Genomic DNA, 25,786 nt, shown 5'->3' on the forward strand with positions numbered 1-25,786 from the left:
GTTCTCAATATCTCACGTCAGGCTGTGGTAACACTGGTGATGATGCATCAATCTGTGAAGGTTCTGCCTATACAGCATCAGGTGCCACATTGCAACCTATGCTACCACCGCATACCTCTGACTAGTTCAGGAACAGGTGTTCTTTCTGATGAAGCAACCCTCACCTGACCTATACCCCGGCAGCCGGTGAAACAGGTGCGATCACCCTCACCCTCACTACCCGATGCGCTGTACTGACGCCACTGATCAGATGACATCACCATCACTCCTGCTGCTACAGTTTTGCAGGTGCTGATGCTACCATCTGTGAGAACAGGTTCATATACCCTCGCTGGTTCGGCTGTTGCAAATGCAACGACCCTACTGTGGTCAACTTCAGGTACTGGTACTTTCAATAACATATCTGCTCCTGCACCCGATCTATACACATCAGTGCTGCCGATATCACTGCCGGTTCTGTTACCCTGACCCTTACCGCACACCAGCCGCTCCTTGCCTGCTGTCAGTGATGCAATGGTGCTCAACATCAACCGCCAGGCTACAGTATCTGCTGGCGCGGATGCCACCATCTGCGAAAGCGCAGGATCCTATACCATAAGTGATGCTACCGCTCAGTATGCTACTTCTTACCTCTGGGCTTCCAGTGGTACAGGTACATTTGATGATGCAACACTGCTCAACCCGGTTTATACCCGAGTGCTGCTGATATCACTGCAGGAAGTGTTACCCTTACCGTAACAGTTGCTTCTGCAAGTCCTTGCGGGGATGCTACCGATGCTATGGTACTCAATATCAACCGCCAGGCTACTGTTAACGCCGGTGCTGATGCTACCATCTGCGAATCGGCTGGTTCATATACACTGGCCGGTGCGGCCGTTACGAATGCAACGCCCTACAATGGACTACCTCAGGTACAGGTTACTTCAATAATGCTAATACCCTGAACCCGGTTTACACCCCGAGCGCTGCTGACATCGCTGCCGGAACGGTCACCCTGACCCTTACAGCTTCATCCGCTGCTCCTTGCGTAAGTGCTTCCGATGCAATGGTGCTCAATATCTCACGCCAGGCTGTGGTTAATGCAGGTACTGACGCTACAATTTGTGAAGGTTCTGCCTACACTGTATCAGGTGCAACCGCTTCATATTACTCAAGCATCCTTTGGACCAGTTCAGGAACAGGTGTTCCTTTCAGATGCAACAACACTCACGCCTACCTATACCCCGGCTGTTGGCGAAACAGGTGTGATCACCCTCACACTCACTGCAACCTCAGCAAGTCCATGTGTGGATGCAACCGATCAGATGACCATTACCATCACTCCTGCTGCTACCGTTAATGCTGGTGCCGATGCTACCATCTGTGAAACCGGTTCTTATACATTGGCTGGTTCGGCCGTTGCAAATGCAACGACCCTACTGTGGTCTACTTCAGGTACCGGTACTTTCAATAACATATCTGCTCCTGCATCCGATCTATACCCTTCTGCTGCCGATATCACTGCCGGTGCTGTTACCTCACCATTACCGCAACTCCAGCTGCTCCTTGCACTGCTGTCAGTGATGCTATGGTGCTCAACATCAACCGTCAGGCTACCGTTAATGCAGGTGCTGATGCTACCATCTGTGAAACCGGTACATATACATTGGTAAATGCAGCCGCTGCGAATGCAACGCCCCTGCTGGGCTACCTCAGGTACCGGTACATTCGATGATGCTACACCCTCAACCCGGTTTATACCCCAAGTGTGGCCGATATCACTGCAGGTTCTGTTACCCTGACCATCACTGCTTCATCCGCTGCTCCTTGTTCAGATGCTACCGATGCAATGGTTCTCAACATCAACCGTCAGGCTACTGTTAACGCCGGCGCTGATGCCACCATCTGCGAGACTGCTGGTTCTTACACACTGGCCGGTGCTGTTGTTGCCCATGCAACGACCCTACTGTGGACTACCTCAGGTACAGGTTACTTCAACAACGCAACCAACCTCAACCCGGTTTACACTCCAAGTGCTGCTGATATTGCTGCCGGAACGGTCACCCTGACCCTTACCGCCAACTCAGCTGCTCCTTGCGTAAGTGCTTCCGATGCTATGGTATTGAATATCAACCGCCAGGCTGTGGTGAATGCTGGTGCTGATGCAACTATCTGTGAAGGTGCTGCCTTACAGTATCAGGTGCTACTGCTTCCTATGCTAACTTCCATCCTCTGGACTAGTCAGGAACAGGTGTTCTTTCAGATGATGCAACACTCACGCCTACCTATACCCCGGCTGTTGGTGAAACAGGTGTGATCACACTCACACTTACTGCCACCTCCGATGTCCTTGTACTGATGCCACCGATCAGATGACTATCACCATCACTCCTGCTGCTACTGTTTCTGCAGGTGCTGATGCTACCATCTGTGAAACAGGTTCATATACCCTGGCTGGTTCGGCCGTTGCAAATGCAACGACCCTACTGTGGTCTACTTCAGGTACAGGTACTTTCAATAACATATCTGCACTGCATCCGATCTATACTCCTAGTGCTGCCGATATCGCTGCCGGTGCTGTTACCCTCACCATTACCGCCACTCCAGCTGCTCCTTGCACTGCTGTCAGTGATGCTATGGTTCTCAACATCAACCGTCAGGCTACAGTTAATGCAGGCGCTGATGCTACCATCTGTGAAACTGGTACCTATACCATTGGTAAATGCAGTCGCTGCTAATGCAACGACCCTGCACTGGGCTACCCTCAGGTACAGGTACATTCGATGATGCTACAACCCTCAACCCGGTTTATACCCCAAGTGCTGCCGATATCACTGCAGGTTGTTACCCTGACCATCACAGCCTCATCCGCTGCTCCTTGTTCAGGATGCTACCGATGCTATGGTACTCAATATCAACCGCCAGGCTACTGTTAACGCCGGCGCTGATGCTACCATCTGCGAATCGGCTGGTAACTATTCCCTTGCAGGTGCAGCCGTTGCTAATGCAACGTCCCTGCTATGGACTACCTCAGGTACCGGTTACTTCAATAATGCTACAACATTGAACCCGGTTTACACCCCGAGCGTTGCTGATATCACTGCCGGATTGGTCACACTGACCCTTACCGCCTAATTCAGCTGCTCCTTGCGTAAGTGCTTCCGATGCTATGGTGCTCAATATCTCACGCCAGGCTGTGGTTAATGCGGTGCTGATGCATCTATCTGTGAAGGTTCTGCCTATACAGGTATCCGGTGCTACTGCTTCATATTACTCCATCCTCTGGACCAGTTCAGGAACAGGTGTTCTTTCAGATGAAACAACCCTTACCCCGACCTATACTCCTGCAGCCGGTGAAACAGGTGTGATCACTCTTACACTCACTGCTACCTCGGCAAGTCCATGTGTAGATGCAACCGACCAGATGACCATTACCATCACTCCTGCCGCTACCGTTAGCGCTGGCGCCGATGCTACCATCTGTGAAACCGGTTCGTATACCCTCACCGGATCAGTCGTTGCGAATGCAACGACCCTACTCTGGTCAACTTCAGGTACAGGTACTTTCAATAACATATCTGCCCTGCATCCGATCTATACCCATCTGCTGCCGATATCACTGCCGGTGCGTTACCCTCACCTCACCGCAACTCCGGCTGCTCCTTGCACTGCTGTCATGATGCTATGGTGCTCAACATCAACCGTCAGGCTACAGTTAATGCAGGTGCTGATGCTACCATCTGTGAAAGTGGTACCTATACATCGGTAAATGCAGTCGCTGCGAATGCAACGACCCACCTATGGGCAACCTCAGGGTACTGGTACATTCGATGATGCTACAACCTCAACCCGGTTTATACTCCAAGTGCGGCCGATATTACCGCAGGTTCAGTAACTCTGACAATCACAGCCTCATCCGCTGCTCCTTGTTCAGATGCTACCGATGCAATGGTTCTCAACATCAACCGTCAGGCTACTGTTAACGCCGGCGCTGATGCTACCATCTGCGAGACTGCTGGTTCATACACTCTGGCCGGTGCGGCCGCTACGAATGCAACGTCCCTGCTGTGGACTACCTCAGGAACCGGTACTTCAACAATGCAACCACCCTCAACCCGGTTTACACTCCAAGTGCTGCTGATATTGCCGCCGGTACCGTAACCCTTACCATCACAGCTTCATCTGCTGCTCCTTGCGTAAGTGCTTCCGATGCAATGGTTCTCAATATCTCACGCCAGGCTGTGGTTAATGCTGGTGCTGACGCTACAATCTGCGAAGGTTCTGCCTATACACAGTATCCGGTGCTACCGCTTCAAATGCAACCACCCTCTGGACCAGTTAGGAACGGTTCTCCAGATGAAACAACCCTTACCCCAACCTATACTCCGGCTGCTGGTGAAACAGGTGTGATCACTCTTACACTGACTGCCACTTCAACAGGTCCTTGCGTAGATGCTACCGATCAGATGACAATCACCATCACTCCTGCCGCTACAGTTTCTGCAGGTGCTGATGCTACCATCTGTGAAACCGGTTCATATACCCTGGCTGGTTCGGCCGTTGCAAATGCAACGACCCTACTGTGGTCAACTTCAGGTACAGGTACTTTCAATAACATCTCTGCTCTGCATCCGATCTATACACCTAGTGCTGCCGATATCACTGCCGGTGCTGTTACCCTCACCATTACTGCAACTCCAGCTGCTCCTTGCACTGCTGTCAGTGATGCTATGGTTCTTAACATCAACCGTCAGGCTACCGTTAATGCAGGTGTCGATGCTACCATCTGTGAAAGTGGTACCTATACGTTGGTAAATGCAGTCGCTGCGAATGCAACGACCCTACAATGGGCAACTTCAGGTACAGGTACATTCGATGATGCAACACTACTCAACCCGGTTTATACTCCAAGTGTAGCCGATATCACTGCAGGTTCAGTAACTCTGACAATCACAGCTTCATCCGCTGCTCCTTGTTCAGGATGCTACCGATGCAATGGTGCTCAACATCAACAGTCAGGCTACTGTTAACGCCGGCGCTGATGCTACCATCTGCGAATCAGCTGGTAACTATACCCTTGCAGGTGCAGCCGTTGCTAATGCAACGTCCCTACTGTGGACTACCTCCGGTACAGGTACATTCAATAATGCAACAACCCTTAACCCGGTTTATACCCCAAGTGCTGATGATATTGCCGCCGGTACCGTAACCCTTACCATCACAGCTTCTTCCGCTGCTCCTTGCGTAAGTGCTTCCGATGTCATGGTTCTCAATATCTCACACCAGGCTGTGGTTAATGCAGGGGCTGATGCTACCATCTGTGAAGGTTCTGCCTATACAGTATCCGGTGCGCCGCTTGCATATACTCAACCTCCCTACCAGTTCACGAACTGGGTTCTTTTCAGATGAAACAACCCTTACCCCAACCTATACTCCGGCTGCTGGTGAAACAGGTGTGATCACTCTTACACTGACTGCCACTTCAACAGGTCCATGCGTAGATGCTACCGATCAGATGACAATCACCATCACTCCTGCCGCTACAGTTTCTGCAGGTGCCGATGCTACCATCTGTGAAACCGGTTCATATACCCTGGCTGGTTCGGCCGTTGCAAATGCAACGACCCTACTGTGGTCAACTTCAGGTACAGGTACTTTCAATAACATATCTGCTCTGCATCCGATCTATACTCCTTCGGTTGCAGATATCACTGCCGGAACTGTTACACTCACCATTACTGCAACTCCAGCTGCTCCTTGCACTGCCGTCAGTGATGTTATGGTGCTCAACATCAACCGTCAGGCTACAGTTAATGCAGGTGCTGATGCTACCATCTGTGAAAGTGGTACCTATACATTGGTAAATGCAACCGTTACCTATGCAACGACCCTACTGTGGGCAACCTCAGGTACTGGTACTTTCGATGATGCCACAACCCTCAACCCGGTTTATACTCCAAGTGTGGCCGATATCACTGCAGGTTCTGTTACACTGACCATCACAGCCTCATCCGCTGCTCCTTGTTCAGATGCTACTGATAGTATGGTACTCAACATCAACCGTCAGGCTACTGTTAACGCCGGCGCTGATGCTACCATCTGCGAGACTGCTGGTTCTTACACACTGGCTGGTGCTGTTGCATCACAATGCAACCCTACTGTGGACTACCCTCAGGTACTGGTAACTTCAACAATGCAACCACTCTCAACCCGGTTTACACTCCAAGTGCTGCTGATATTGCCGCCGGTACCGTTACCCTTACCATCACAGCTTCATCCGCTGCTCCTTGCGTAAGTGCTTCCGATGCAATGGTGCTCGATATCTCACGCCAGGCTGTGGTTAATGCTGGTGCTGACGCATCAATCTGTGAAGGTTCTGCCTATACAGTATCTGGTGCAACTGCTTCATATTATTCAAGCATCCTCTGGACAAGTTCAGGAACAGGTGTTCTTTCAGATGAAACAACCCTTACCCCGACCTATACTCCTGCAGCCGGTGAAACAGGTGTGATCACTCTCACCCTCACTGCTACTTCCGATGCTCCTTGTACTGACGCCACCGATCAGATGACAATCACCATCACTCCTGCCGCTACAGTTTCTGCAGGTGCTGATGCTACCATCTGTGAAACAGGTTCATATACCCTGGCTGGTTCGGCCGTTGCAAATGCAACGACCCTACTGTGGTCAACTTCTGGTACAGGTACTTTCAATAACATATCTGCTCTGCATCCGATCTATACTCCTTCGGCTGCCGATATCACTGCCGGTGCTGTTACCCTCACCATTACTGCAACTCCAGCTGCTCCTTGCACTGCTGTCAGTGATGCTATGGTTCTCAACATCAACCGTCAGGCTACCGTTAATGCAGGTGCTGATGCTACCATCTGTGAAAGTGGTACCTATACATTGGTAAATGCAGTCGCTGCGAATGCAACGACCCTACTGTGGGCAACCTCAGGTACTGGTACATTCGATGATGCTACAACCCTCAACCCGGTTTATACTCCAAGTGTGGCCGATATCACTGCAGGTTCAGTGACTCTGACCATCACAGCCTCATCCGCTGCTCCTTGTTCAGATGCTACCGATGCAATGGTGCTCAACATCAACGGTCAGGCTACTGTTAACGCCGGCGCTGATGCTACCATCTGCGAGACTGCTGGTTCATATACTCTGGCCGGTGCGGCCGTTACGAATGCAACGTCCCTGCTGTGGACTACCTCAGGTACTGGTACATTCAACAATGCAACCACTCTCAACCCGGTTTACACTCCAAGTGCTGCTGATATTGCCGCCGGTACCGTTACCCTTACCATCACAGCTTCATCCGCTGCTCCTTGTGTAAGTGCTTCCGATGCCATGGTGCTCGATATCTCACGCCAGGCTGTGGTCAACGCCGGTGCTGATGCTACAATCTGTGAAAGTGGTACCTATACATTGGTAAATGCAACCGTTACCTATGCAACCCCCTACCTCTGGGCAACCTCAGGTACCGGTACTTTCGATGATGCTACTGCTCTCAACCCGGTTTATACTCCAAGTGTGGCCGATATCACTGCAGGTTCAGTTACTCTGACCATCACAGCATCATCCGCTGCTCCTTGTTCAGATGCTACTGATGCAATGGTTCTTAACATCAACCGTCAGGCTACCGTTAACGCCGGCGCTGATGCCACCATCTGCGAGACTGCTGGTTCATACACACTGGCCGGTGCGGCTGTTGCCAATGCAACGACCCTACTGTGGACTACCTCAGGTACAGGTTACTTCAACAACGCAACCAACCTCAACCCGGTTTACACTCCAAGTGCTGCTGATATTGCCGCCGGCACCGTTACCCTTACCATCACAGCTTCATCCGCTGCTCCTTGTGTAAGTGCTTCCGATGCAATGGTTCTCGATATCTCACGCCAGGCTGTGGTAAATGCTGGTGCTGATGCCACTATCTGTGAAGGTGGTACCTATACATTGGTAAATGCAGTCGTTGCGAATGCAACGACCCTACAATGGTCACATGACGGTCTGGGTACACTCACCAATGACAACACCCTTACCCCGACCTATACTCCAGCTGCTGGTGAAACTGGTGTTATCACCCTGACCCTTACTGCTACATCAACTGGTCCATGCGTAGATGCTACCGATCAGATGACAATTACCATCACTCCTGCAGCTACAGTATCTGCAGGTGCTGATGCTACTATCTGTGAAACAGGTTCATATACCCTGGCTGGTTCGGCCGTTGCAAATGCAACGACCCTACTATGGTCAACCTCAGGTACTGGTTCATTCAACAATATCACTGCACTTCACCCAATTTATACTCCAAGTGCTGCCGATATCGTTGCAGGTTCCGTCACACTGACTATTACAGCCACACCAGCTGCTCCTTGCACAGCAGTAAGCGATGCAATGGTACTCAACATCAACCGCCAGGCTGTGGTTAATGCAGGCATCGATGCCACCATCTGTGAAAATGCTTCCTACACCGTTAGCACCGCCACATCAAGCTATGCAGCTTCGATCCTGTGGACCCACAACGGACTTGGAACAATTTCAGGAGCCGGCACAATGACACCTACCTATACTCCTGCTGCTGGTGAAACCGGTGTTATTACTCTCACTGTAACAGCAACATCGGCCAGTCCATGTGTTGATGTAACAGATCAGATGACCATCACCATCACTCCTGCCGCTACAGTATCTGCAGGTCCTGATGCCACCATCTGCGAAACAGGTACCTATACCTTGGCTGGTTCGGCCGTTGCAAATGCAACGACCCTACTATGGTCAACTTCGGGTACAGGTTCATTCAACAATGCCGCTGCCCTCCATGCAATCTACATCCCAAGTGCTGCAGATATTCTGAACGGATCGGTTACCTTAACTCTGACAGCATATCCATCTGCTCCATGTCCTGTTATCAGTGATGAAATGGTACTCACCATCAGCCGTCAGGCTATTGTGAATGCCGGAACTGATGCTTCCATCTGCGAAGGTGCTACCTATACCGTCAACAGTGCAACTTCCAGCTATGCAACCCTGATTACATGGATTCATAATGGCCTTGGAACACTGACTGGTGCTAACACCCTCACCCCAACCTATACTCCGGCTGCAGGTGAAACTGGTGTAATCACACTGACCCTTACTGCTACTTCCGCCGGTCCATGTGTAGATGCTACCGACCAGATGACTATTTCCATCACTCCTGCTGCTACAGTATCTGCAGGACCTGATGCCACCATCTGCGAAACAGGCAACCATACTCTTGCCGGAAGTTCAGCAACCAATGCCATCTCACTGCTATGGTCAACTTCAGGTACCGGATCCTTCAACAATGCTGCTGCACTCAATCCAATCTACATCCCGAGTGCTGCAGATATCCTGAACGGATCAGTTACCCTCACCCTATCCGTAACACCTGCTGCACCATGCGCAATTGTTACCGATGCAATGGTTCTGACTATCAGTCACCAGGCAATCGTAAATGCAGGCACTGATGCTTCAATCTGTGAAGGTTCAACCTATACCATATCTGGAGCGGCTGTTGCAAATGCAACGACCCTACAATGGACCCATAACGGACTTGGTACATTAAGCGGTGCAGGCACCCTTACGCCTACCTATACTCCGGCTGCCGGTGAAACAGGTGTTATCACCCTGACCCTGACAGCTACTTCAACTTCACCTTGTGTTGATGCAACTGACCAGATGACCATATCCATCACTCCTGCCGCAACTGTATTCGCAGGACCTGATGCTACCATCTGCGAAACAGGTACATATTCCCTGGCTAATTCGGCCGTTGCAAATGCAACGACCCTACTGTGGTCAACATCAGGTACCGGTTCATTCAACAATGCCGCCGCACTGAATCCAATCTACATCCCAAGTGCAGCGGATATCCTGAACGGAACCGTTACCCTGACCCTGACTGCAACACCAGCATCCCCATGCGCTACAGCAAGCGATGCCATGGTTCTGACGATTAACCGTCAGGCAGTTGTGAACGCCGGTACTGATGCCACAATTTGTGAGACTTCAGGAACCTATACACTCAGCAATTCGTCAGCACAGTATGCTACTGCCTATCTATGGAGCAGCAGCGGAACAGGCAGCTTCAATGATGCCAGCCTGTTGCATCCGGTTTACACACCAAGTGCTGCTGATATTCTTGCCGGAAGTGTTACAATCACAGTTACTGCAAGTTCAACCGCACCATGCGTTGATGCAACAGATGCGATGGTTCTGAACATCAACCGTCAGGCAATTGTAAATGCCGGAACAGATGCAACCATCTGTGAAACCGGTACCTACTCATTAACTACAGCTACTGCACAATATGCTACTTCCTTCCTCTGGACAACCACTGGAACAGGATCCTTCAACAATCCTACCTCACTCAACCCGGTTTACAACCCGAGTCCTAATGACGTACTCGATGGATTTGTAATCCTTACTCTGACAGCAACCTCAACAGCACCTTGTGTAAGTGCCACAGATGACATGACACTCCATATCAACCGTCAGGCCATTGTAAATGCCGGACCTGATGGAACCATTTGTGAAGGATCAACCTTTACAGTAAGCGGAGCAACATCATTGTATGCTGCATCCATTAACTGGTCACATAATGGTCTGGGAACACTGAGTGGTGCCAATACAATAACTCCGACTTATTCACCTGCAATAGGAGAAACCGGAGTTATTACCATGGTTCTGACCGGAACTTCGGTAACACCATGCCTTAGTGTAACAGATCAGATGAACATCACCATCAACCCGGGTGCAGTCGTATCAGCAGGATCTGATGCCACTATCTGTGAAACAGGAACCTATACACTCTCTGGTTCAGCTGCATCGAATTACAGCTCACTGCTGTGGACTACTTCGGGAGAAGGTATGTTCAATAATCCTGCAGGATTGCATCCTACCTATATTCCAAGTGCAAGTGACATCCTGAACGGATCTGTTGTACTTACCCTGACAGCTACAGGCATAGCACCTTGTGGAACCATAAGCGACAATATGACGCTATACATTTCACACCAGGCTATTGCCAATGCAGGACCGGATGCAACACTCTGCGAAGGATCAAGCTTTGCCGTTACCTCTGCAGCTGCTTCTTACCAGACAAGTATTACATGGACACATAATGGCACAGGTATTTTGACCGGAGCCAGCACGCTGACCCCAGTTTATACTCCAGGTATAGGTGAAACAGGTGATATTATCCTGACCTTAAGTGTAACCTCTGCTGCTCCATGTAATCCTGCATCTGATCAGATGACCCTTCACATCTATGCTTTACCTTCTGCCTATGCAGGTGTTGATACAACTATTTGTGAAGGCTCTTCCTATGCAATTCTTGGGTCAACGGCTTCCAACTTCAGTTCACTAATCTGGAGTACATCAGGAACAGGTACATTCAACAATGCAGGTGTGCTTCATCCTGTGTATGTGCCTTCACAAAGTGATGTGGTGAATGGATTCGTATTCCTGGTATTGAATGCTTACGGAAATGGACCTTGTCCGGCAGCTACTGATAGTATGCAGTTGTTCATCAACCAGGCTACTACTGCCAACGCAGGACCTGATGCCACAATTTGTCAGGGAAGTATGGGATTCACTGTAAGCGGTGCAACAGCTCAGGATTATACCTCAATCCTATGGACAACCAATGGTTTAGGTTTACTGAACAATCCGAATACGCTGAGCCCGACTTATATACCGCAAACCGGAGAAACTGGAACTATTACCTTAACATTGACTGCTTATGCAGCAGCTCCTTGTCCTGACGTAGTAGATGGTATGAACCTTACGATTCTGCCAGCTCCTGTAGCTTCAGCCGGTATTGATGACTCTATATGCGAAGGACAGGTATTCATTCCGAATACTGCCAATGCAGGGTATTATACCAACCTGATGTGGACAACCAGTGGAACAGGGTATTTCAGTAATCCAACTGCATTACATCCTACCTATACTCCAAGTGCCAGTGACATCCTGAATGAATCTGTGGTATTAACCATAACCGCCACAGGAACAGCACCATGCACAACTGTAAGCGATGATATGATGTTAATTATCCGTCGCATTCCAGTTGCCAATGCAGGTGATGATGCTGCAATCTGCCAGGGTTCTGACTTTACAGTAACTACTGCGATTGCATCCAACTACACAGGCTTGATCTGGACTCATAACGGAAATGGTAACCTGGTAAATGAAACCACTATCAATCCAACCTACCAACCTGCACCTGGTGAAACGGGAGTGGTAATTCTGACGATGACGTTATCTGGCACACCAGTCTGCGGCACCGTTTCAGATGCCATGTCGTTGAGCATCTATCCAGAACCTATGGCTGAAGCTGGTGACAATGTCTCAGGTTGCAGCAACAACCCGGTTGTTCTGAACTCTTCTATTGCCAATGGTGCAGCAAGTCTGATCTGGACAACGTCCGGTACCGGAACCTTCAACAATGCATCGTTGCTCCATGCTACCTATACCCCAAGTGCAAATGATGTACTCAGCGGAGAGGTAATTCTCACCCTCACGGTTACAGGAACTGCACCATGCGGAATCGTTGCCGATAGCCTTGTACTCACACTATACTCTGAACCTACAGCCAATGCAGGTCCGGATGCAGTTACCTGTAACAACATGCCATTCACCATCACTACTGCAACGATTACCGGAAGTGAAGATTTTGAATGGACACATAACGGTGCGGGTACGTTAAATGGTGCAGGTACACTATCACCAACCTATGTCCCCGCTTCAGCTGAATCAGGAAATGTTGTTATTACTCTGACAGTGCATGGTGCTGAGCCTTGCGGAACAGTGATTGATCAGATGGTACTGACAGTGAATCCTGTAGCGATAGTTTATGCAGGCAGCGATCTTGCAACCTGTGAAATGAGCCCGATCCAGGTATCCGGTGCAACTGCGCAGAATTACAGTTCAATACTCTGGACGACTAATGGATCAGGTACTTTCAATGATGCTTCAGTGATTAACCCTGTCTACACTCCAAGTTCTGCTGATATGTCAACAGGAATGGTAATCCTGACACTCAACATTAGCGGAATAGCTCCATGCAGCGACCTGTCAGACCAGCTGGTACTCTCCATTATCAAAACACCTGCTGTTGATGCTGGCGCAGATGCAGCCACATGTGAAGGCAATAGTTATACCATCACAGGTACATCTGCATCCAATTTCAGCTCGCTTAACTGGACTTACTCACCTTCAAATAGTGGAACTCTAAGTGGACTGGGATCACTCAATCCTACATTCACTCCGGCAGCAGGCTATTATGGTGATGTCACACTTACTATCACAGCCAGTGGCAACACTGCTTGCGGAAATGTAACGGCTACAGATCAGATGACACTTACGATTCATAAGGCTGTAACTGCCAATGCAGGTCTTGATCAGCAAATCTCAGCAGGGGCTATCACATCATTGCAGGGCTCTGCAATCGACGGTTCCGGTTTCTATGCATGGAGCTGGCAGCCAGAATCATTGCTTGAGAATCCGACTGTTATGGAACCAGTGACATTACCTATCATCACGAATACGCTCTTCACCTTAACTGTACTTGACCTTTCAACCGGCTGTACAGACAGTGATGACGTTCAAATCCTGATTGGTGGCACCAATACCGGACCTACGGCTGTTCCTGATTATGATACGACTATTGTGAACCGTTCAATCACACTGGATGTACTCTCCAATGACCTGAACCCTGAAGGTGATCCGCTTACCATCAGCTTCTGCGACTATCCGGATCATGGTATAGTAGTACTCAACTCTGACAGTACCATTACCTATACTCCATATGACGGGTATGAAGGCGATGACTCATTCTGCTACCAGATCTGCGACAATGGCGAACCAGTAAGCTGCTCAAGCAACACCGTATATATCAAGGTGAAGGCAGCCAGTATGGACGATCTGGTCATCTATAATGGAATTTCTCCCAATACTGATGGTACCAATGACGAATGGATTATCCGTGGTATTGATAAGTACCCTGATAATACGGTTCTCATCTTCAATCGTTGGGGCGACAAGATCCGTGAGTTTTCAGGATACAACAACAAAGATCAATCCTGGGATGGAACCAATGATCAGGATAAGAAAGTACCAGATGGAACTTACTTCTACATCCTTGAAATAAAGAATGTTGGAACCAGAACCGGTTGGATCTTTGTAAGAGGAAACAGTAATAGTAATTGATAAAAGATACCGTGAGGTGTGCTGCCGGATTGCAGCACCCTCATCGGTTTCACCTACGATCAAAGCTTACCGAAATACGATGCAATAATTAATGAATCTAATAAATCTTAACATGAAAAAGTTACTGCCTGTTCTGCTGATAGTAATTGCAGCCCAAGGGTTTGCACAGCAGGATCCTCTGTTCAGTCAATACATGTTCAATAAATTGGCTTTAAATCCAGCCTATGCCGGAAGCCGGGAAGTTTTATCAGTTGATGCTCTTTACAGGTATCAATGGGTAAATATTGACGGAGCGCCTCAAACCTTGAGTGCATCTATTCACACCCCCTTAAGAAATGAACATATTGGGTTGGGGATAAATGTTTATCAGGATGCTATTGGGCCAACTACAACCCAGGGAGCCCTGGCAACCTTTGCGTATCGAATCCTTTTTCCTGACGCGAAGCTCTCTTTCGGTCTTCAGGCAGGTGTAAAATATTCAGATATCTTCTGGTCGAGGATAAATCCTTATGACCTTGAAGACCCTTTGTTCCGATCACAATTGAAGAATAAGGCTGTCCCTGATGCCAATTTCGGGATCTATTATTATTCAAAAAAATACTATTTCGGCCTGTCCTCAAAACAATTGCTGCAAAACCAGATGAGCATTGTTAAAGTTAATGGGCATGATGAATTTACAAAGCTACTCCGACATTTCTATGGTATGGCTGGCGCCGCATTTGCGATTTCCGACGGCCTGGTCTTCCGACCTTCCGTCCTGGTCAAATTTGTCAGGAATTCACCGCCACAGATGGATTTGAATGCAAGTTTTTTGATTTCCAATACTTTTTGGCTTGGAGCCTCTTACAGGACAGAAAAGGCAATTTCACTCATGACGGAATTCAGCCTGTCCGAAAACCTAAGGCTAGGATATTCCTATGACCTTTGGCTCAATGAATTGCAGGGATATAATAAAGGATCTCATGAAATTCGCCTTGGATTTGACTTTGATCTGTTAAAGAAACGAATGCTCACACCAAGGTATTTCTAGAAAGGGTTCTGGGCATTAATCACCGGATGACAGAGCCGGTGGTTTTGCCCTCCCCTTTGTTTGAAATAAATAATTAAAGCCTCACAATTTTGAAACAATACCTTTCCCCGGCCTAAATACTACTATTATGAAAAAGATCATCCTCTTTTCGCTTTCCATCCTTCTGATCAGCATTCAACTTAATGCGCAACCTATCCGGAGAGCCCAGAAAAACATGAAGCTGTATAATTACTCAAAGGCGGTGCGAATCCTGAATAAGGCTGTCGACAAACCAAAGTATAAAAATGAAGCTATACCATTGCTTGCAGAATGCTATCGAATGCAACAGGATGTATTCAATACAAAAGCCTGGTATGCCCGTTCAATAGCACTTCCTGGAGCAAAACCAGAGTGGTATTTCAATTATGCCCAGGCATTAAGGACAACAGGCGATTATACTCAAGCCAGGGAGATGTTCAAGAAATATTCAGCCCTTGAACCCGGAGACAGCAAAGCATTATTATTTGCTGCATACTGCGACAGTGCAGCCATCCAATGGAAATCAAGAGTACCCGGTTATGAAGTCAAATCTGTTTCCGGGATCAACTCAAAACAAAGTGACTTCGGACCTGCCTTTTATAATGGAATGCTTGTATTTGCATCCGACAGGAATCAAAACCTGGATGAAAGTAATTATGGCTGGACAGGAAGAGGCTACCTCGATATCCTCAGTTCCAATCCTGAAGCACCGGGTGAATTCTGGGGAGACTTAAAAACACCATCTTCCATTAAAGGCAGGTTTAATCAATCTTTTCATGACGGACCGGCATTCTTTGTAGAAAACAAGTTCGTTTACTTCACCCGCACTTACAATGACAAAGCAAATAAGCAGGATAATATCAAGACAAACCTGTTAAAAATCTTCTACTCAACCTATGAAAATGGAAAATGGAGCCAGCTTCAGCCATTTTTCCTTAATAGCCCCGACTTCTCAGTAGGTCATCCCACATTAAACCCTGAGGGAAATCTCCTTTGTTTTGCCAGTGATATGCCTGGAGGAGCCGGAGGAACTGACCTTTGGCTATGTAAGAAAGAAGGTGAGAACTGGAGTCAACCGATTAACCTCGGATCTAAAATCAATACTTCCGGGGAAGAAATGTTTCCCTCCATTCAATCAGATGGTAGCCTCCTGTTTGCCTCTGATATGTTACCCGGCTATGGAGGTCTCGATATATTTGAAGCAAAAGCAACTGCTGAAGGTTGGTCAGATCCTGTAAATGCCGGAATTCCTTTAAATAGTTCATTTGATGATTTTGCCATGAATTATGCGCCTGGGACAAAAAATGGCTTCTTCTCGTCAAATAGGCCGGGAGGTGCAGGTAGTGATGATATTTACGCTTTCAAAAAACTCGACATTCCAACACCAGTAATTCCTATTCCGGTTGAAACCCCAAAACCAGCTTTCATCAGTGGAATAGTGAAAGATAAAACCACCATGCTTCCCATCGCAGGTGCAACAGTTTTCATCTTCAATCCCAACTCAGGGAAAGTAAATGTGCTTAAAACAGGAGCTGATGGACAATATAAACTCCTGGTTGAAAGGGCTGCAGAATATACGGTTAAAGCGATGAAACCAAAACATATTTCAGATTGCACACCTCTTTTGGTGACAGAGATAATACCTGGTACAACTGTGAATGCGCCAAGGGAATTATTGCTTGATAAACTGGAAGTGAACCGGACTTTTAAAATTGATAACATCTATTACGATTTCAACAAATTTGATATCCGTGCTGATGCAAAACCAGAACTTGACAAACTGGTGCGAATCATGAACGAAAACCCGATCAATGTTGAGTTAGGCTCACATACCGATAGCAGGGGTTCTTTTGCCTATAATGACAAACTCTCGCAAAACAGGGCCCAATCAGCTGTGAATTACATCGTTTCAACTGGTATAAATTCGTCGAGGATTACGGCAAAAGGATATGGTGAGCATCAGTTAACCAACGAATGTGCTGATGGTGTCAAGTGTTCCGATGAGCAGCACCAGGCCAACCGCAGAACAGAATTTAAAGTTATTGGATATACTGCTCCAACAACCATTATGGATCAGTTTGATCCTGAAAAGTTTAGCAATGGAGAAGAGTTGGATGCCAGGTTAATGCCGGGAGGCTTCTTTAACCCTTGTAAATAATTTAGGAAAGTCTGAAAAAAAAAAAAAAAAAAAAAAAAAAAAAAAAAAAAAAAAAAAAAAAAAAAATGCAACGGCTGCTTTTCAGTTATAGGAGTTTATCTGTTTGTATAATCTTCTATATAAATGGATTATTGACAATTTCATAGCCAATAGAAGTTTCAGGACCATGTCCCGGATAAACGATGCAATCTGATGGCAGCGTAAATAATTTTTGCTGAATACTTTCCCTGAGAAGATCAAAATCTCCTGTTGGTAAATCTGTTCTGCCAATACTGTTTTGGAAAAGCACGTCTCCGGTAATGACAAAATTTTGCTGATCACAAACCAGGCTAATACTTCCATCTGCATGTCCCGGCGTATACAACACCCTCAATTCGAAGCCCTCAGCAAGTAATATATCGCCTTCTTCAACAAACAACTCCGGTTTCTTCACTTCATTAACATTTAAACCAAACACAGAAGCAAACTCCTTCGCTGTTTCCCAGAAAATTGCACCTCTCCGATGCGCAGTAGGCTTGAGTCCGTAAGTATTGCAAACAAAAGCATTCCCCAGGATATGATCTACATGACTATGAGTATTCACCAGCATAACAGGTGTAAGATGAAAATCATGGATGAATCCTGATAATTCCTTTTCTTCCTTGCTATTCGAACATGCAGGGTCAACAATGATGCATTCCCGGCTCTTGCCTGAAATAACATAGGTATTAACAGCGAATGAGTTAAAAACAAACCGTTGAACAGCAATCATATCAATTATGTATACTATTTTTGCTGATGTAAAGTTATCAATAATTAATGGTTGAAACAATTCAAATGCTCAGCCGTTTAATTATTATTACTTCAGCTGCCCTAATTTCTGGTCAAACTCATGCTGCAAAAGGATTCCATAACTCCTCCAAAAAAACCAGGTATATTCTTCCTGGTGCTAATGCTTTGGCTGGTTTCACCTTCTTTATACTCTCAATTTTACAATGGGTCACAACTTACTTTCGGGAAGAACCGGGTACAGTATAGTGACTTCTTATGGACCTATTTCCGGTTCAATAATTTTGATGTTTATTATTACCTGAATGGGAAAGAACTTGCATTACATACTGCAGAATATGCCAGATCATATCTTCCGGAGATAGAGAAAAAGCTGGAAACAACCCTCGATTCTAAGATCCAGTTCATCATCTATAATAACTTCAATGACCTTAAACAGAGTAACCTTGGATTGCTTAGCCAGACTCAATATAATACCGGCGGAGTAACACATATCATCGGGCATGATATATTCCTCTATTTTGATGGGAATATGAACAATTTTGATCGACAAATCCGTGCAGGTATAACCCGTATGTTGCTTGACGGAATAATTTTCGGAGAATCTATTGGCTCCCAGGTGAAAAATAGCACCCTCATCAATCTGCCTGCATGGTTTTCCGATGGACTTGTATCCTATTACAGCCGCAACTGGGATACAGAACTTGATAATATTCTGAAAGATGGCATTATGAGCGGGAAATACAGAAAATTTAATCATCTGTATGGAGCTGATGCTGTTTATGCCGGGCATTCAATCTGGAGATTTATTGCGGAGAAATATGGTCCTGAGAATATTGCCAACATTGTCTATATGACCCGTGTGAACAGGAGTGTAGAAAGTGGATTTCTATATGTGCTTGGCGTCTCCTTTAAAAACATCATCAAAGAATGGGAAGTGTGGTACAAAGACATTTATTCTCAGCAACCCCCAGCTTCCGAAAAAAGCTTTGGTTCTCCCATAAAATCAAAGATAAAAACAGACAGGGTTTATGACAAAGTCAAGCTGAGCCCTGATGGAGAAAATCTTGTTTATACCTCCAATAGCATTGGACTCTATAAGGTGCACCTCTATAATACTGCCAGTGGTAAAGTAAAGAAAATCTTCAGAAAAGGGTTCCGTTTGGATGAGAAAGTGGATTATTCCTATCCCTTACTTGCCTGGCATCCTTCCGGACAGTTGCTTACTATGATTTTGGAATCCAAAGGATTAATTTTCCTTTATTCCTATGATCTGGAAACACGGAAATGGACACATCAGAATATTTTTGGCTTTCAGAAAATCCTTGACTTTTCTTATTCTCCTGATGGACGATCCTTTGTTTTTTCTGCAGTCCAAAAAGGCCAATCTGATATTTACCTTTACAATATTGCAGCAAATACCTATGAACAACTCACCCGTGATATTTATAACGACCTGAATCCACGCTTCCTTTATAAAAGCAGTCGAATTATTTTCAGCTCCAACAGGCCTCATGATACGCTGAAAATTGTGAAAGATGAGATGGTGACATATGATGGAATGGAGAACCATGACCTCTTTGTCTTTGATATCAAAAACAGGTCCCGGATGTTGAACAGGATTGAAAAGACACCTCTTGCGAATGAAGTTCAGCCCATGTCCTACACACCCGGCACTTTCACCTACCTGAGTGATGCTAATGGAATCTATAACCGTTATGTGGCAAAATTCGATAGCGCAATATCCTATATCGACACCACGGTGCATTACAGGTATTTTGCCAGGGCTTACCCGATATCAGACCTGGAAAGGAGTATACTTACCCAGGATGTAAGTGTTGTTTCCGGCAAATCGGCAGAAGTAGTCTTTGATAAAAAGAAATATCACATCTATCTGAATGATTTACCTTCTGAGCAGGCATCACCCGTTAGCCTAAGCACAACAAGCTATATGCTATCGAAGGAAATCAAGGCAAAGGAAGAGGCTGAAGCAAAAGAGAAGCAGAAAAAGGAGTCTTCAGTCAAAACAAGGAGGAAAAAATTCGTAAACGTATATGAAGAAGACCTACCTATCCGTCAATCGGATAGCCTTGGGATTGACCTCAACAATTACCAGCTTTCCGGCAAAGTAACTCAACAAAAGCCTTCCTTGCTGAAGGAAGACAAATTCGGTCGTTGGGTGCCAGCCAATGAAAAGGCTAAACCACCAAAACCAAGGAATTATAATGTTGAATACACCATCAACCAATTGGTTGGACAGCTGGATTTCTCTTACCTGAACATGAGTTATCAGCCTTTCATAGGCTATGCCGGACCAGTATTTCAGAATCCACCTACCAATGCCTTGTTTACTATCGGGGCCACCGATCTGTTGGAAGATTACAGGATCATAGGTGGAGTAAGGCTAAATTCGGACCTCAACAATAACGAATATCTCCTTGGGTTTGTCAATCTGAAGCGCCAGACAGACAAGGAAATCTATTTTCACAGGAATTCCTTTGATGTAGCATATTCCAATGCATATGTCAGGCATAGAATTCATGAATTGCATTATATATTGCGATATCCATTCTCTGAAATCTTTGCTATAAAAGGAACAACAAGTCTTCAATATGATAAATCCATTGTTCTCGCCCTCGACCAGGCAACGGCCCAAATGAAAGATAAAAATGATGTCTGGGGCATCGTGAAAGGAGAATTGGTTTTTGATAACACAAGGAGCCTTGGCACCAATCTCTATCAAGGGATGCGGTATAAGGTATTTGGAGAATATTACCGGTTAATAGCTGATGGTGGAACCAATATGACAGTGGTGGGTTTCGATTTCAGGCATTATACCCGAATTCACCGTTCATTTATCTGGGCCAACCGGTTCGCCGGGAGTACATCTTTCGGAAAAAGTAAACTGCTTTACTACCTTGGCGGAGTTGATAACTGGTTGATTCCTGGCTTTGATGACAGGAATCAAATAGACTATTCCCAGAACTATGCTTTTCAAACCCTTGCTACCAATATGAGGGGATTTAAGCAGAATGTCCGTTCCGGAAACACTTTTGCAGTGCTCAATTCGGAATTAAGGTTGCCGGTTTTCAAGTATTTTTTCAACCGTCCATTAAAATCTGATTTCCTCAATAATTTTCAGGTCGTTGGATTCGGGGATCTGGGCGCAGCCTGGAAAGGCTTGAATCCATTGTCGGAAGAAAACACTTTCTATACCCAGTATATCTATCGTCCCCCATTGTATGTTACAGTCCAGGTTCAGAAAAGCCCAATGGTAGCCGGGTATGGGTTTGGATTGAGGAGTAGCCTCCTGGGGTACTTCCTTCGTGCCGACTGGTCATGGGGTATTGAAGATAATGTAATCCAGCCCCGACAGTTCTACTTATCATTGAGTCTTGATTTCTAGTCAGAGACTCCAATACTCACTTTAAAAATTGTACGTATGAGTTTACAGGCAATAGTAATTCTATTACTGATTGGCCTAGCTGCCGGCATTTTCGGCGGGATGGTCGGTTTGGGAGGCGGAGTAATCATGATCCCGGCACTCATTTATTTTATGGGAATGTCACAGATGGAAGCACAAGGCACAAGTCTGGCTGTAATGATCCCTCCGGTTGGTATATTTGCAGTCATGAATTATTACAAAGCAGGAAATCTGAACTTTAAATATGCCCTGTTAATTGCTATAGCATTTACCATTGGAGGATATTTCGGGTCAAAGCTTGCATTAAACCTCCCTGTTTCAACAGTGAAAAAAATCTTTGGATTTGCAATGATCATTATTGCATTGAGAATGATTATTAAAAGCTGATGAATCAGACCATAGTATATATTTGAAAGCGTAATTAAAGCAGGTTTATTATGGAACCCATTGACAGGAGAATCACCCGATTCTTTCAGAAACATCATATCTTCACCCTGGCAACTGCTTCAGGTAACATTCCTTATGTTTGCACCTGTTTTTATGTATATCTTGAGCCTTTAAACCGCATTATTTTTACTTCTGATTATGACACCCGTCATATAAGGGAATTAGATGGACAACCCCTGGTTTCAGGTGCTATTGCTTTAGAAACACTCATTATTGGACGTATCCAGGGAATACAGTTTACAGGAAGAGCATCTGAACTCAAAAATGAAGATTACGAGCTTGCATTAAAGGCTTATCTGACCAAATTTCCCGTGGCAGCTTTTAAAGAATTAGCACTTTGGGGGATAGATTTGGATTTTATTAAGATGACGCATAATCAACTGGGCTTCGGAACGAAACTCATATGGAATAAAGAAAATGAAGATGCCAATTCAATGATACCATGATGAAGCACCCATAAAGGGATACATTTTATGCTGTATTTTTCTTGCTCTGTCGAAATATTATTATTGTATTTATAGTCATATTTTATTGACTTTTCTGAAAGCAGCCAATAGCAAGGCATTCACTAGTTATTAAGATTTCTATTTTCTGTATCTCAGTAGTTTAACACTTCCTAAAGAGTATATTGTTAATAAAACATTTTGTTTGTTGGGAGTTCCTTGTTGTAAATTGGTCCTGCAGTTCACCAGTTGAGTTACCAACGTGTAACAACTGATTATCAGGTTATTGGCTACTAATGAAAAAGAATATTACGGGAATGGATAAACATTTGGATGCAAATTTGTTTTCAATCATAGATTCTTCACTCGAAGATGACGTGAAGAATGGTTTCTACAACAAAGTTCTCGAGAATAGACACAGGCCGGAAATATTGGCTGAACCTGAGGCCGAACCAGCTGTTTATACTTTGGCACAGAATGAATTAAACAAACCGATGCAACCAAAAGAAAATATTTTAACACTAAATGAATTGAAGGCCTACTCTCTCATGAAGAGGTTCAGGCGGCTGCCACAGAATATTTCAAGGGCGACACCCTGGCAGCCAATGTATGGATGAATAAATATGCGTTGAAGGACAGTGATGGAAACATCTATGAACTTACACCCGATGATATGCATCGGAGGTTAGCCTCAGAAGTTGCCCGAATTGAAAAGAAATATGCAAATCCTTTGAGTGAAGATGAAATCTTTGAACTTTTCAGGGATTTTCGTTACATCATTCCACAGGGAAGCCCAATGGCAGGAATTGGCAATAATTTCCAGGTTTCATCGCTTTCAAACTGCTTTGTAATAGGTGGTGATTCAAACCAGGATTCCTATGGTGCAATCATGAAAGTGGATGAAGAGCAGGTTCAGCTCATGAAACGTCGTGGCGGCGTTGGTCATGACCTCTCTCATATCCGTCCTTCAGGAAGCCCGGTAAAAAATAGTGCATTATCGTCAACCGGAATTGTACCTTTTATGGAACGCTACAGCAATTCCACCCGTGAAGTTGCTCAAGACGGCCGCAGAGGTGCTTTGATGCTTACCATCTCCATAAAACATCCTGATTCTGAAAACTTTATCGATGCCAAACTGGTTCAGGGTAAAGTAACAGGGGCTAATGTATCAGTGAAAATTGACGATGAATTCATGAAAGCTGTTAAAGAAAATCGCAGCTATCGTCAACAATATCCAATTGACTCAAATAACCCGATTAAAACCCAGGACATAGAAGCAAGAAAACTATGGGATAAAATTATCCACAATGCCTGGCAATCAGCAGAACCCGGAGTTCTTTTCTGGGATACAATTATTCGTGAAGCAGTGCCAGATTGCTATGCTGACCTGGGATTTAAAACACAGTCTACCAACCCCTGTGGTGAAATTCCGCTATGCCCTTACGACAGTTGCCGCTTGCTTGCATTGAACCTCTATAGCTACGTTGAAAATCCATTCACCCCTAAAGCCTCCTTCAACGCAGAACTTTTCTCCAAACATTCCCGTTATGCCCTCCGTATTATGGATGACATCATCGATCTTGAGATGGAGAAAATTGATGGCATTCTTGCTAAAGTAAATGCTGACCCCGAGGACACTGAAATAAAACGTACAGAAAGCCTGCTTTGGGAAAAAATCCGTGAAAAAACCCTCCAGGGCCGTCGCACTGGAATTGGGATCACAGCCGAAGGTGATATGCTTGCCGCACTAGGGTTACGCTATGGCACACCTGATGCAACAAATTTTAGTGTGAATGTTCACAAAGCACTCGCTATCGACGCTTATGCATCCTCCGTTGACCTGGCTGCTGAACGTGGAGCTTTCCCTATTTTCGATATAGAAAGAGAAAAGAACAATCCTTTCATCAATAGAATTAAAGAAGCAGCTCCCGAGGTTTACGAAAAAATGTCACGCTTCGGACGCAGAAATATCAGTATGCTCACTATTGCACCAACAGGAAGTGTAAGCATCTGTACCCAAACATCCTCCGGCATTGAACCGGTGTTCATGGTAAGTTACAAACGCCGTCGCAAAGTTAATCCCAACGACCGCAACGTTACAGTGACTTTCGTTGATGAGATTGGTGATTCCTGGGAAGAATATAATGTTTTCCATCCAAAATTCCTCGACTGGATGAAGGAAAACGGTTTCGATGTAGCTGCAGCCAATAGCTACAGTGATGAAGAATTGAATACCATCATACAACAATCGCCTTATTTCAAGGCTACCTCCAACGATATCGACTGGGTTGCCAAAGTTAATATGCAGGGAGCCATCCAGAAATGGGTTGATCATAGTATCAGTGTTACCGTGAACCTACCTTCCGACGTAACAGAAGAACTCGTAAGCGACGTATATCTCACTGCCTGGGAAAGTGGCTGCAAAGGAATGACAATCTATCGCGATGGATCACGTTCAGGTGTTCTGGTAAGCAACGATTCCAAAAACTCCGAAGAAGTAACCGAATTCAAAGAAACCAAAGCCCCTCCAAGACCTGATACATTGGAAGCCGACGTTGTTCGCTTTACAAATGAAAGTGAAAAATGGATTGCAGTGGTTGGTTTACTCAATAACAAACCTTACGAAATATTTACAGGTAAAAGTGAAGATTTCTTCCTGCCTGAGTGGGTGGAAAAAGGATGGGTAATCCGTCAGAAACGTGAAGGAGAACGCACCTTGTATAACTTCCGCTACCAGGATCGCCAGGGGTACAGGATTACCTATGAAGGCCTCTCCCGCACCTTTGAAAAAGAATATTGGAACTACGCAAAACTAATTTCAGGTATCCTTCGCCACGGCATGCCTCTTCCTTATGTAGTGAGCCTTATTGAAAACCTTACTTTCGACAAAGACTATATCACTACCTGGAAAAATGGTGTTGTCAGGACTCTCTCCCGCTATATCAAAGATCCTCAGGAAATCGGGGAAACCTGTCCAAAATGTGAATCCGAAAGCTCCCTTTACCGCAAGGAAGGTTGCATATATTGCAAAAACTGCGACTATTCGGGGTGCTGGGTGCTGGGTGCTGGGTGCTGGGTGCTGAGTGCTGAGTGCTGGGTGCTGAGTGCTGAGTGCCGGGAATACCCAAGAGTAGGCTTGGCTGATAGAACCCGGATCCGTTGGTTAAGGGAAGACACAATTATATTTATTTGTGCAATTTGTGTAATCAGCTTCTCAGTATTGTATCATATCCTTCATTAACTCTCATGCACCATCAAAGAACCCAGCA

The 25,786-nt window shown here is 45.8% G+C and carries 20 protein-coding genes; 18 read left to right on the forward strand and 2 right to left on the reverse strand.

The window, feature by feature from the left end; all coding sequences use genetic code 11:
- Positions 1-101: 101 nt before the first annotated feature.
- A complete protein-coding gene (locus IPH84_18350) occupies positions 102-527 on the reverse strand; it encodes a hypothetical protein (protein MBK7175129.1) in 426 nt (141 codons plus the stop codon).
- On the opposite strand from IPH84_18350, the gene IPH84_18355 reads away from it, so the two are divergent.
- The 13 genes from IPH84_18355 to IPH84_18415 all read left to right on the forward strand — a co-directional run bounded on the left by IPH84_18355 (position 514) and on the right by IPH84_18415 (position 17,435).
- Positions 514-738, forward strand: a complete 225-nt coding sequence (locus IPH84_18355; protein MBK7175130.1) for a hypothetical protein — start codon at positions 514-516, stop codon at positions 736-738. The genes IPH84_18350 and IPH84_18355 overlap by 14 nt on opposite strands.
- A 41-nt stretch (positions 739-779) precedes the next feature.
- Positions 780-944 (forward strand): hypothetical protein, encoded by a 165-nt coding sequence (locus IPH84_18360; protein ID MBK7175131.1) that lies wholly within the window; start codon positions 780-782, stop codon positions 942-944.
- 135 nt (positions 945-1,079) lie between these two features.
- Positions 1,080-1,652, forward strand: a complete 573-nt coding sequence (locus IPH84_18365; protein MBK7175132.1) for a hypothetical protein — start codon at positions 1,080-1,082, stop codon at positions 1,650-1,652.
- 95 nt (positions 1,653-1,747) lie between these two features.
- Entirely contained in the window at positions 1,748-2,296 is a 549-nt protein-coding gene (locus tag IPH84_18370) for a hypothetical protein (protein ID MBK7175133.1), read from the forward strand.
- 55 nt (positions 2,297-2,351) lie between these two features.
- The gene (locus IPH84_18375) at positions 2,352-2,717 is read left to right on the forward strand and encodes a hypothetical protein (GenBank protein MBK7175134.1); all 366 of its coding nucleotides are present in this window, start codon (positions 2,352-2,354) and stop codon (positions 2,715-2,717) included.
- A 163-nt stretch (positions 2,718-2,880) separates the two neighbouring features.
- Positions 2,881-3,114 carry a hypothetical protein gene (locus IPH84_18380; GenBank protein MBK7175135.1) on the forward strand — a complete coding sequence of 78 codons (234 nt, stop codon included), beginning with the start codon at positions 2,881-2,883 and terminating at the stop codon, positions 3,112-3,114.
- Between the two features lie 34 nt (positions 3,115-3,148).
- Complete coding sequence (locus tag IPH84_18385) at positions 3,149-3,748, forward strand: hypothetical protein (protein MBK7175136.1); 600 nt, start codon at positions 3,149-3,151, stop codon at positions 3,746-3,748.
- A 179-nt stretch (positions 3,749-3,927) separates the two neighbouring features.
- Positions 3,928-4,140 (forward strand): hypothetical protein, encoded by a 213-nt coding sequence (locus IPH84_18390; GenBank protein MBK7175137.1) that lies wholly within the window; start codon positions 3,928-3,930, stop codon positions 4,138-4,140.
- Positions 4,047-5,009, forward strand: a complete 963-nt coding sequence (locus tag IPH84_18395; protein MBK7175138.1) for a hypothetical protein — start codon at positions 4,047-4,049, stop codon at positions 5,007-5,009. Before IPH84_18390 ends, IPH84_18395 begins: the two co-directional genes overlap by 94 nt.
- Positions 4,975-5,388 (forward strand): hypothetical protein, encoded by a 414-nt coding sequence (locus tag IPH84_18400; protein ID MBK7175139.1) that lies wholly within the window; start codon positions 4,975-4,977, stop codon positions 5,386-5,388. Before IPH84_18395 ends, IPH84_18400 begins: the two co-directional genes overlap by 35 nt.
- Positions 5,389-6,126: 738 nt before the next feature.
- The gene (locus IPH84_18405; protein ID MBK7175140.1) at positions 6,127-14,229 is read left to right on the forward strand and encodes a gliding motility-associated C-terminal domain-containing protein; all 8,103 of its coding nucleotides are present in this window, start codon (positions 6,127-6,129) and stop codon (positions 14,227-14,229) included.
- A 112-nt stretch (positions 14,230-14,341) separates the two neighbouring features.
- A complete protein-coding gene (locus IPH84_18410) occupies positions 14,342-15,259 on the forward strand; it encodes a type IX secretion system membrane protein PorP/SprF (protein MBK7175141.1) in 918 nt (305 codons plus the stop codon).
- 127 nt (positions 15,260-15,386) lie between these two features.
- Positions 15,387-17,435, forward strand: coding sequence for an OmpA family protein (locus tag IPH84_18415; GenBank protein MBK7175142.1), 2,049 nt, complete (start codon positions 15,387-15,389; stop codon positions 17,433-17,435).
- Positions 17,436-17,550: 115 nt separating this feature from the next.
- Here the strand turns inward: IPH84_18415 and IPH84_18420 are convergent, their stop codons facing one another.
- Positions 17,551-18,186: an MBL fold metallo-hydrolase gene (locus IPH84_18420; protein ID MBK7175143.1), complete on the reverse strand. Its 636-nt coding sequence runs from the start codon at positions 18,184-18,186 to the stop codon at positions 17,551-17,553.
- A gap of 120 nt (positions 18,187-18,306) precedes the next feature.
- Here IPH84_18420 and IPH84_18425 point away from each other — a divergent pair, with 120 nt between their 5' ends.
- The 5 genes from IPH84_18425 to IPH84_18445 all read left to right on the forward strand — a co-directional run bounded on the left by IPH84_18425 (position 18,307) and on the right by IPH84_18445 (position 25,758).
- A complete protein-coding gene (locus tag IPH84_18425) occupies positions 18,307-21,609 on the forward strand; it encodes a PD40 domain-containing protein (protein ID MBK7175144.1) in 3,303 nt (1,100 codons plus the stop codon).
- Positions 21,610-21,645: 36 nt separating this feature from the next.
- The gene (locus IPH84_18430; GenBank protein ID MBK7175145.1) at positions 21,646-22,014 is read left to right on the forward strand and encodes a sulfite exporter TauE/SafE family protein; all 369 of its coding nucleotides are present in this window, start codon (positions 21,646-21,648) and stop codon (positions 22,012-22,014) included.
- Between the two features lie 50 nt (positions 22,015-22,064).
- On the forward strand, positions 22,065-22,520 hold the full coding sequence (locus tag IPH84_18435; GenBank protein ID MBK7175146.1) for a pyridoxamine 5'-phosphate oxidase family protein: 456 nt from the start codon (positions 22,065-22,067) through the stop codon (positions 22,518-22,520).
- A 293-nt stretch (positions 22,521-22,813) separates the two neighbouring features.
- Positions 22,814-23,134 carry a hypothetical protein gene (locus IPH84_18440; GenBank protein MBK7175147.1) on the forward strand — a complete coding sequence of 107 codons (321 nt, stop codon included), beginning with the start codon at positions 22,814-22,816 and terminating at the stop codon, positions 23,132-23,134.
- Entirely contained in the window at positions 23,131-25,758 is a 2,628-nt protein-coding gene (locus tag IPH84_18445; GenBank protein MBK7175148.1) for an adenosylcobalamin-dependent ribonucleoside-diphosphate reductase, read from the forward strand. Before IPH84_18440 ends, IPH84_18445 begins: the two co-directional genes overlap by 4 nt.
- Positions 25,759-25,786 lie beyond the last annotated feature (28 nt).

The sequence above is a fragment of the Bacteroidales bacterium genome (genome assembly GCA_016707785.1).
Lineage (GTDB): Bacteria > Bacteroidota > Bacteroidia > Bacteroidales > UBA4417 > UBA4417.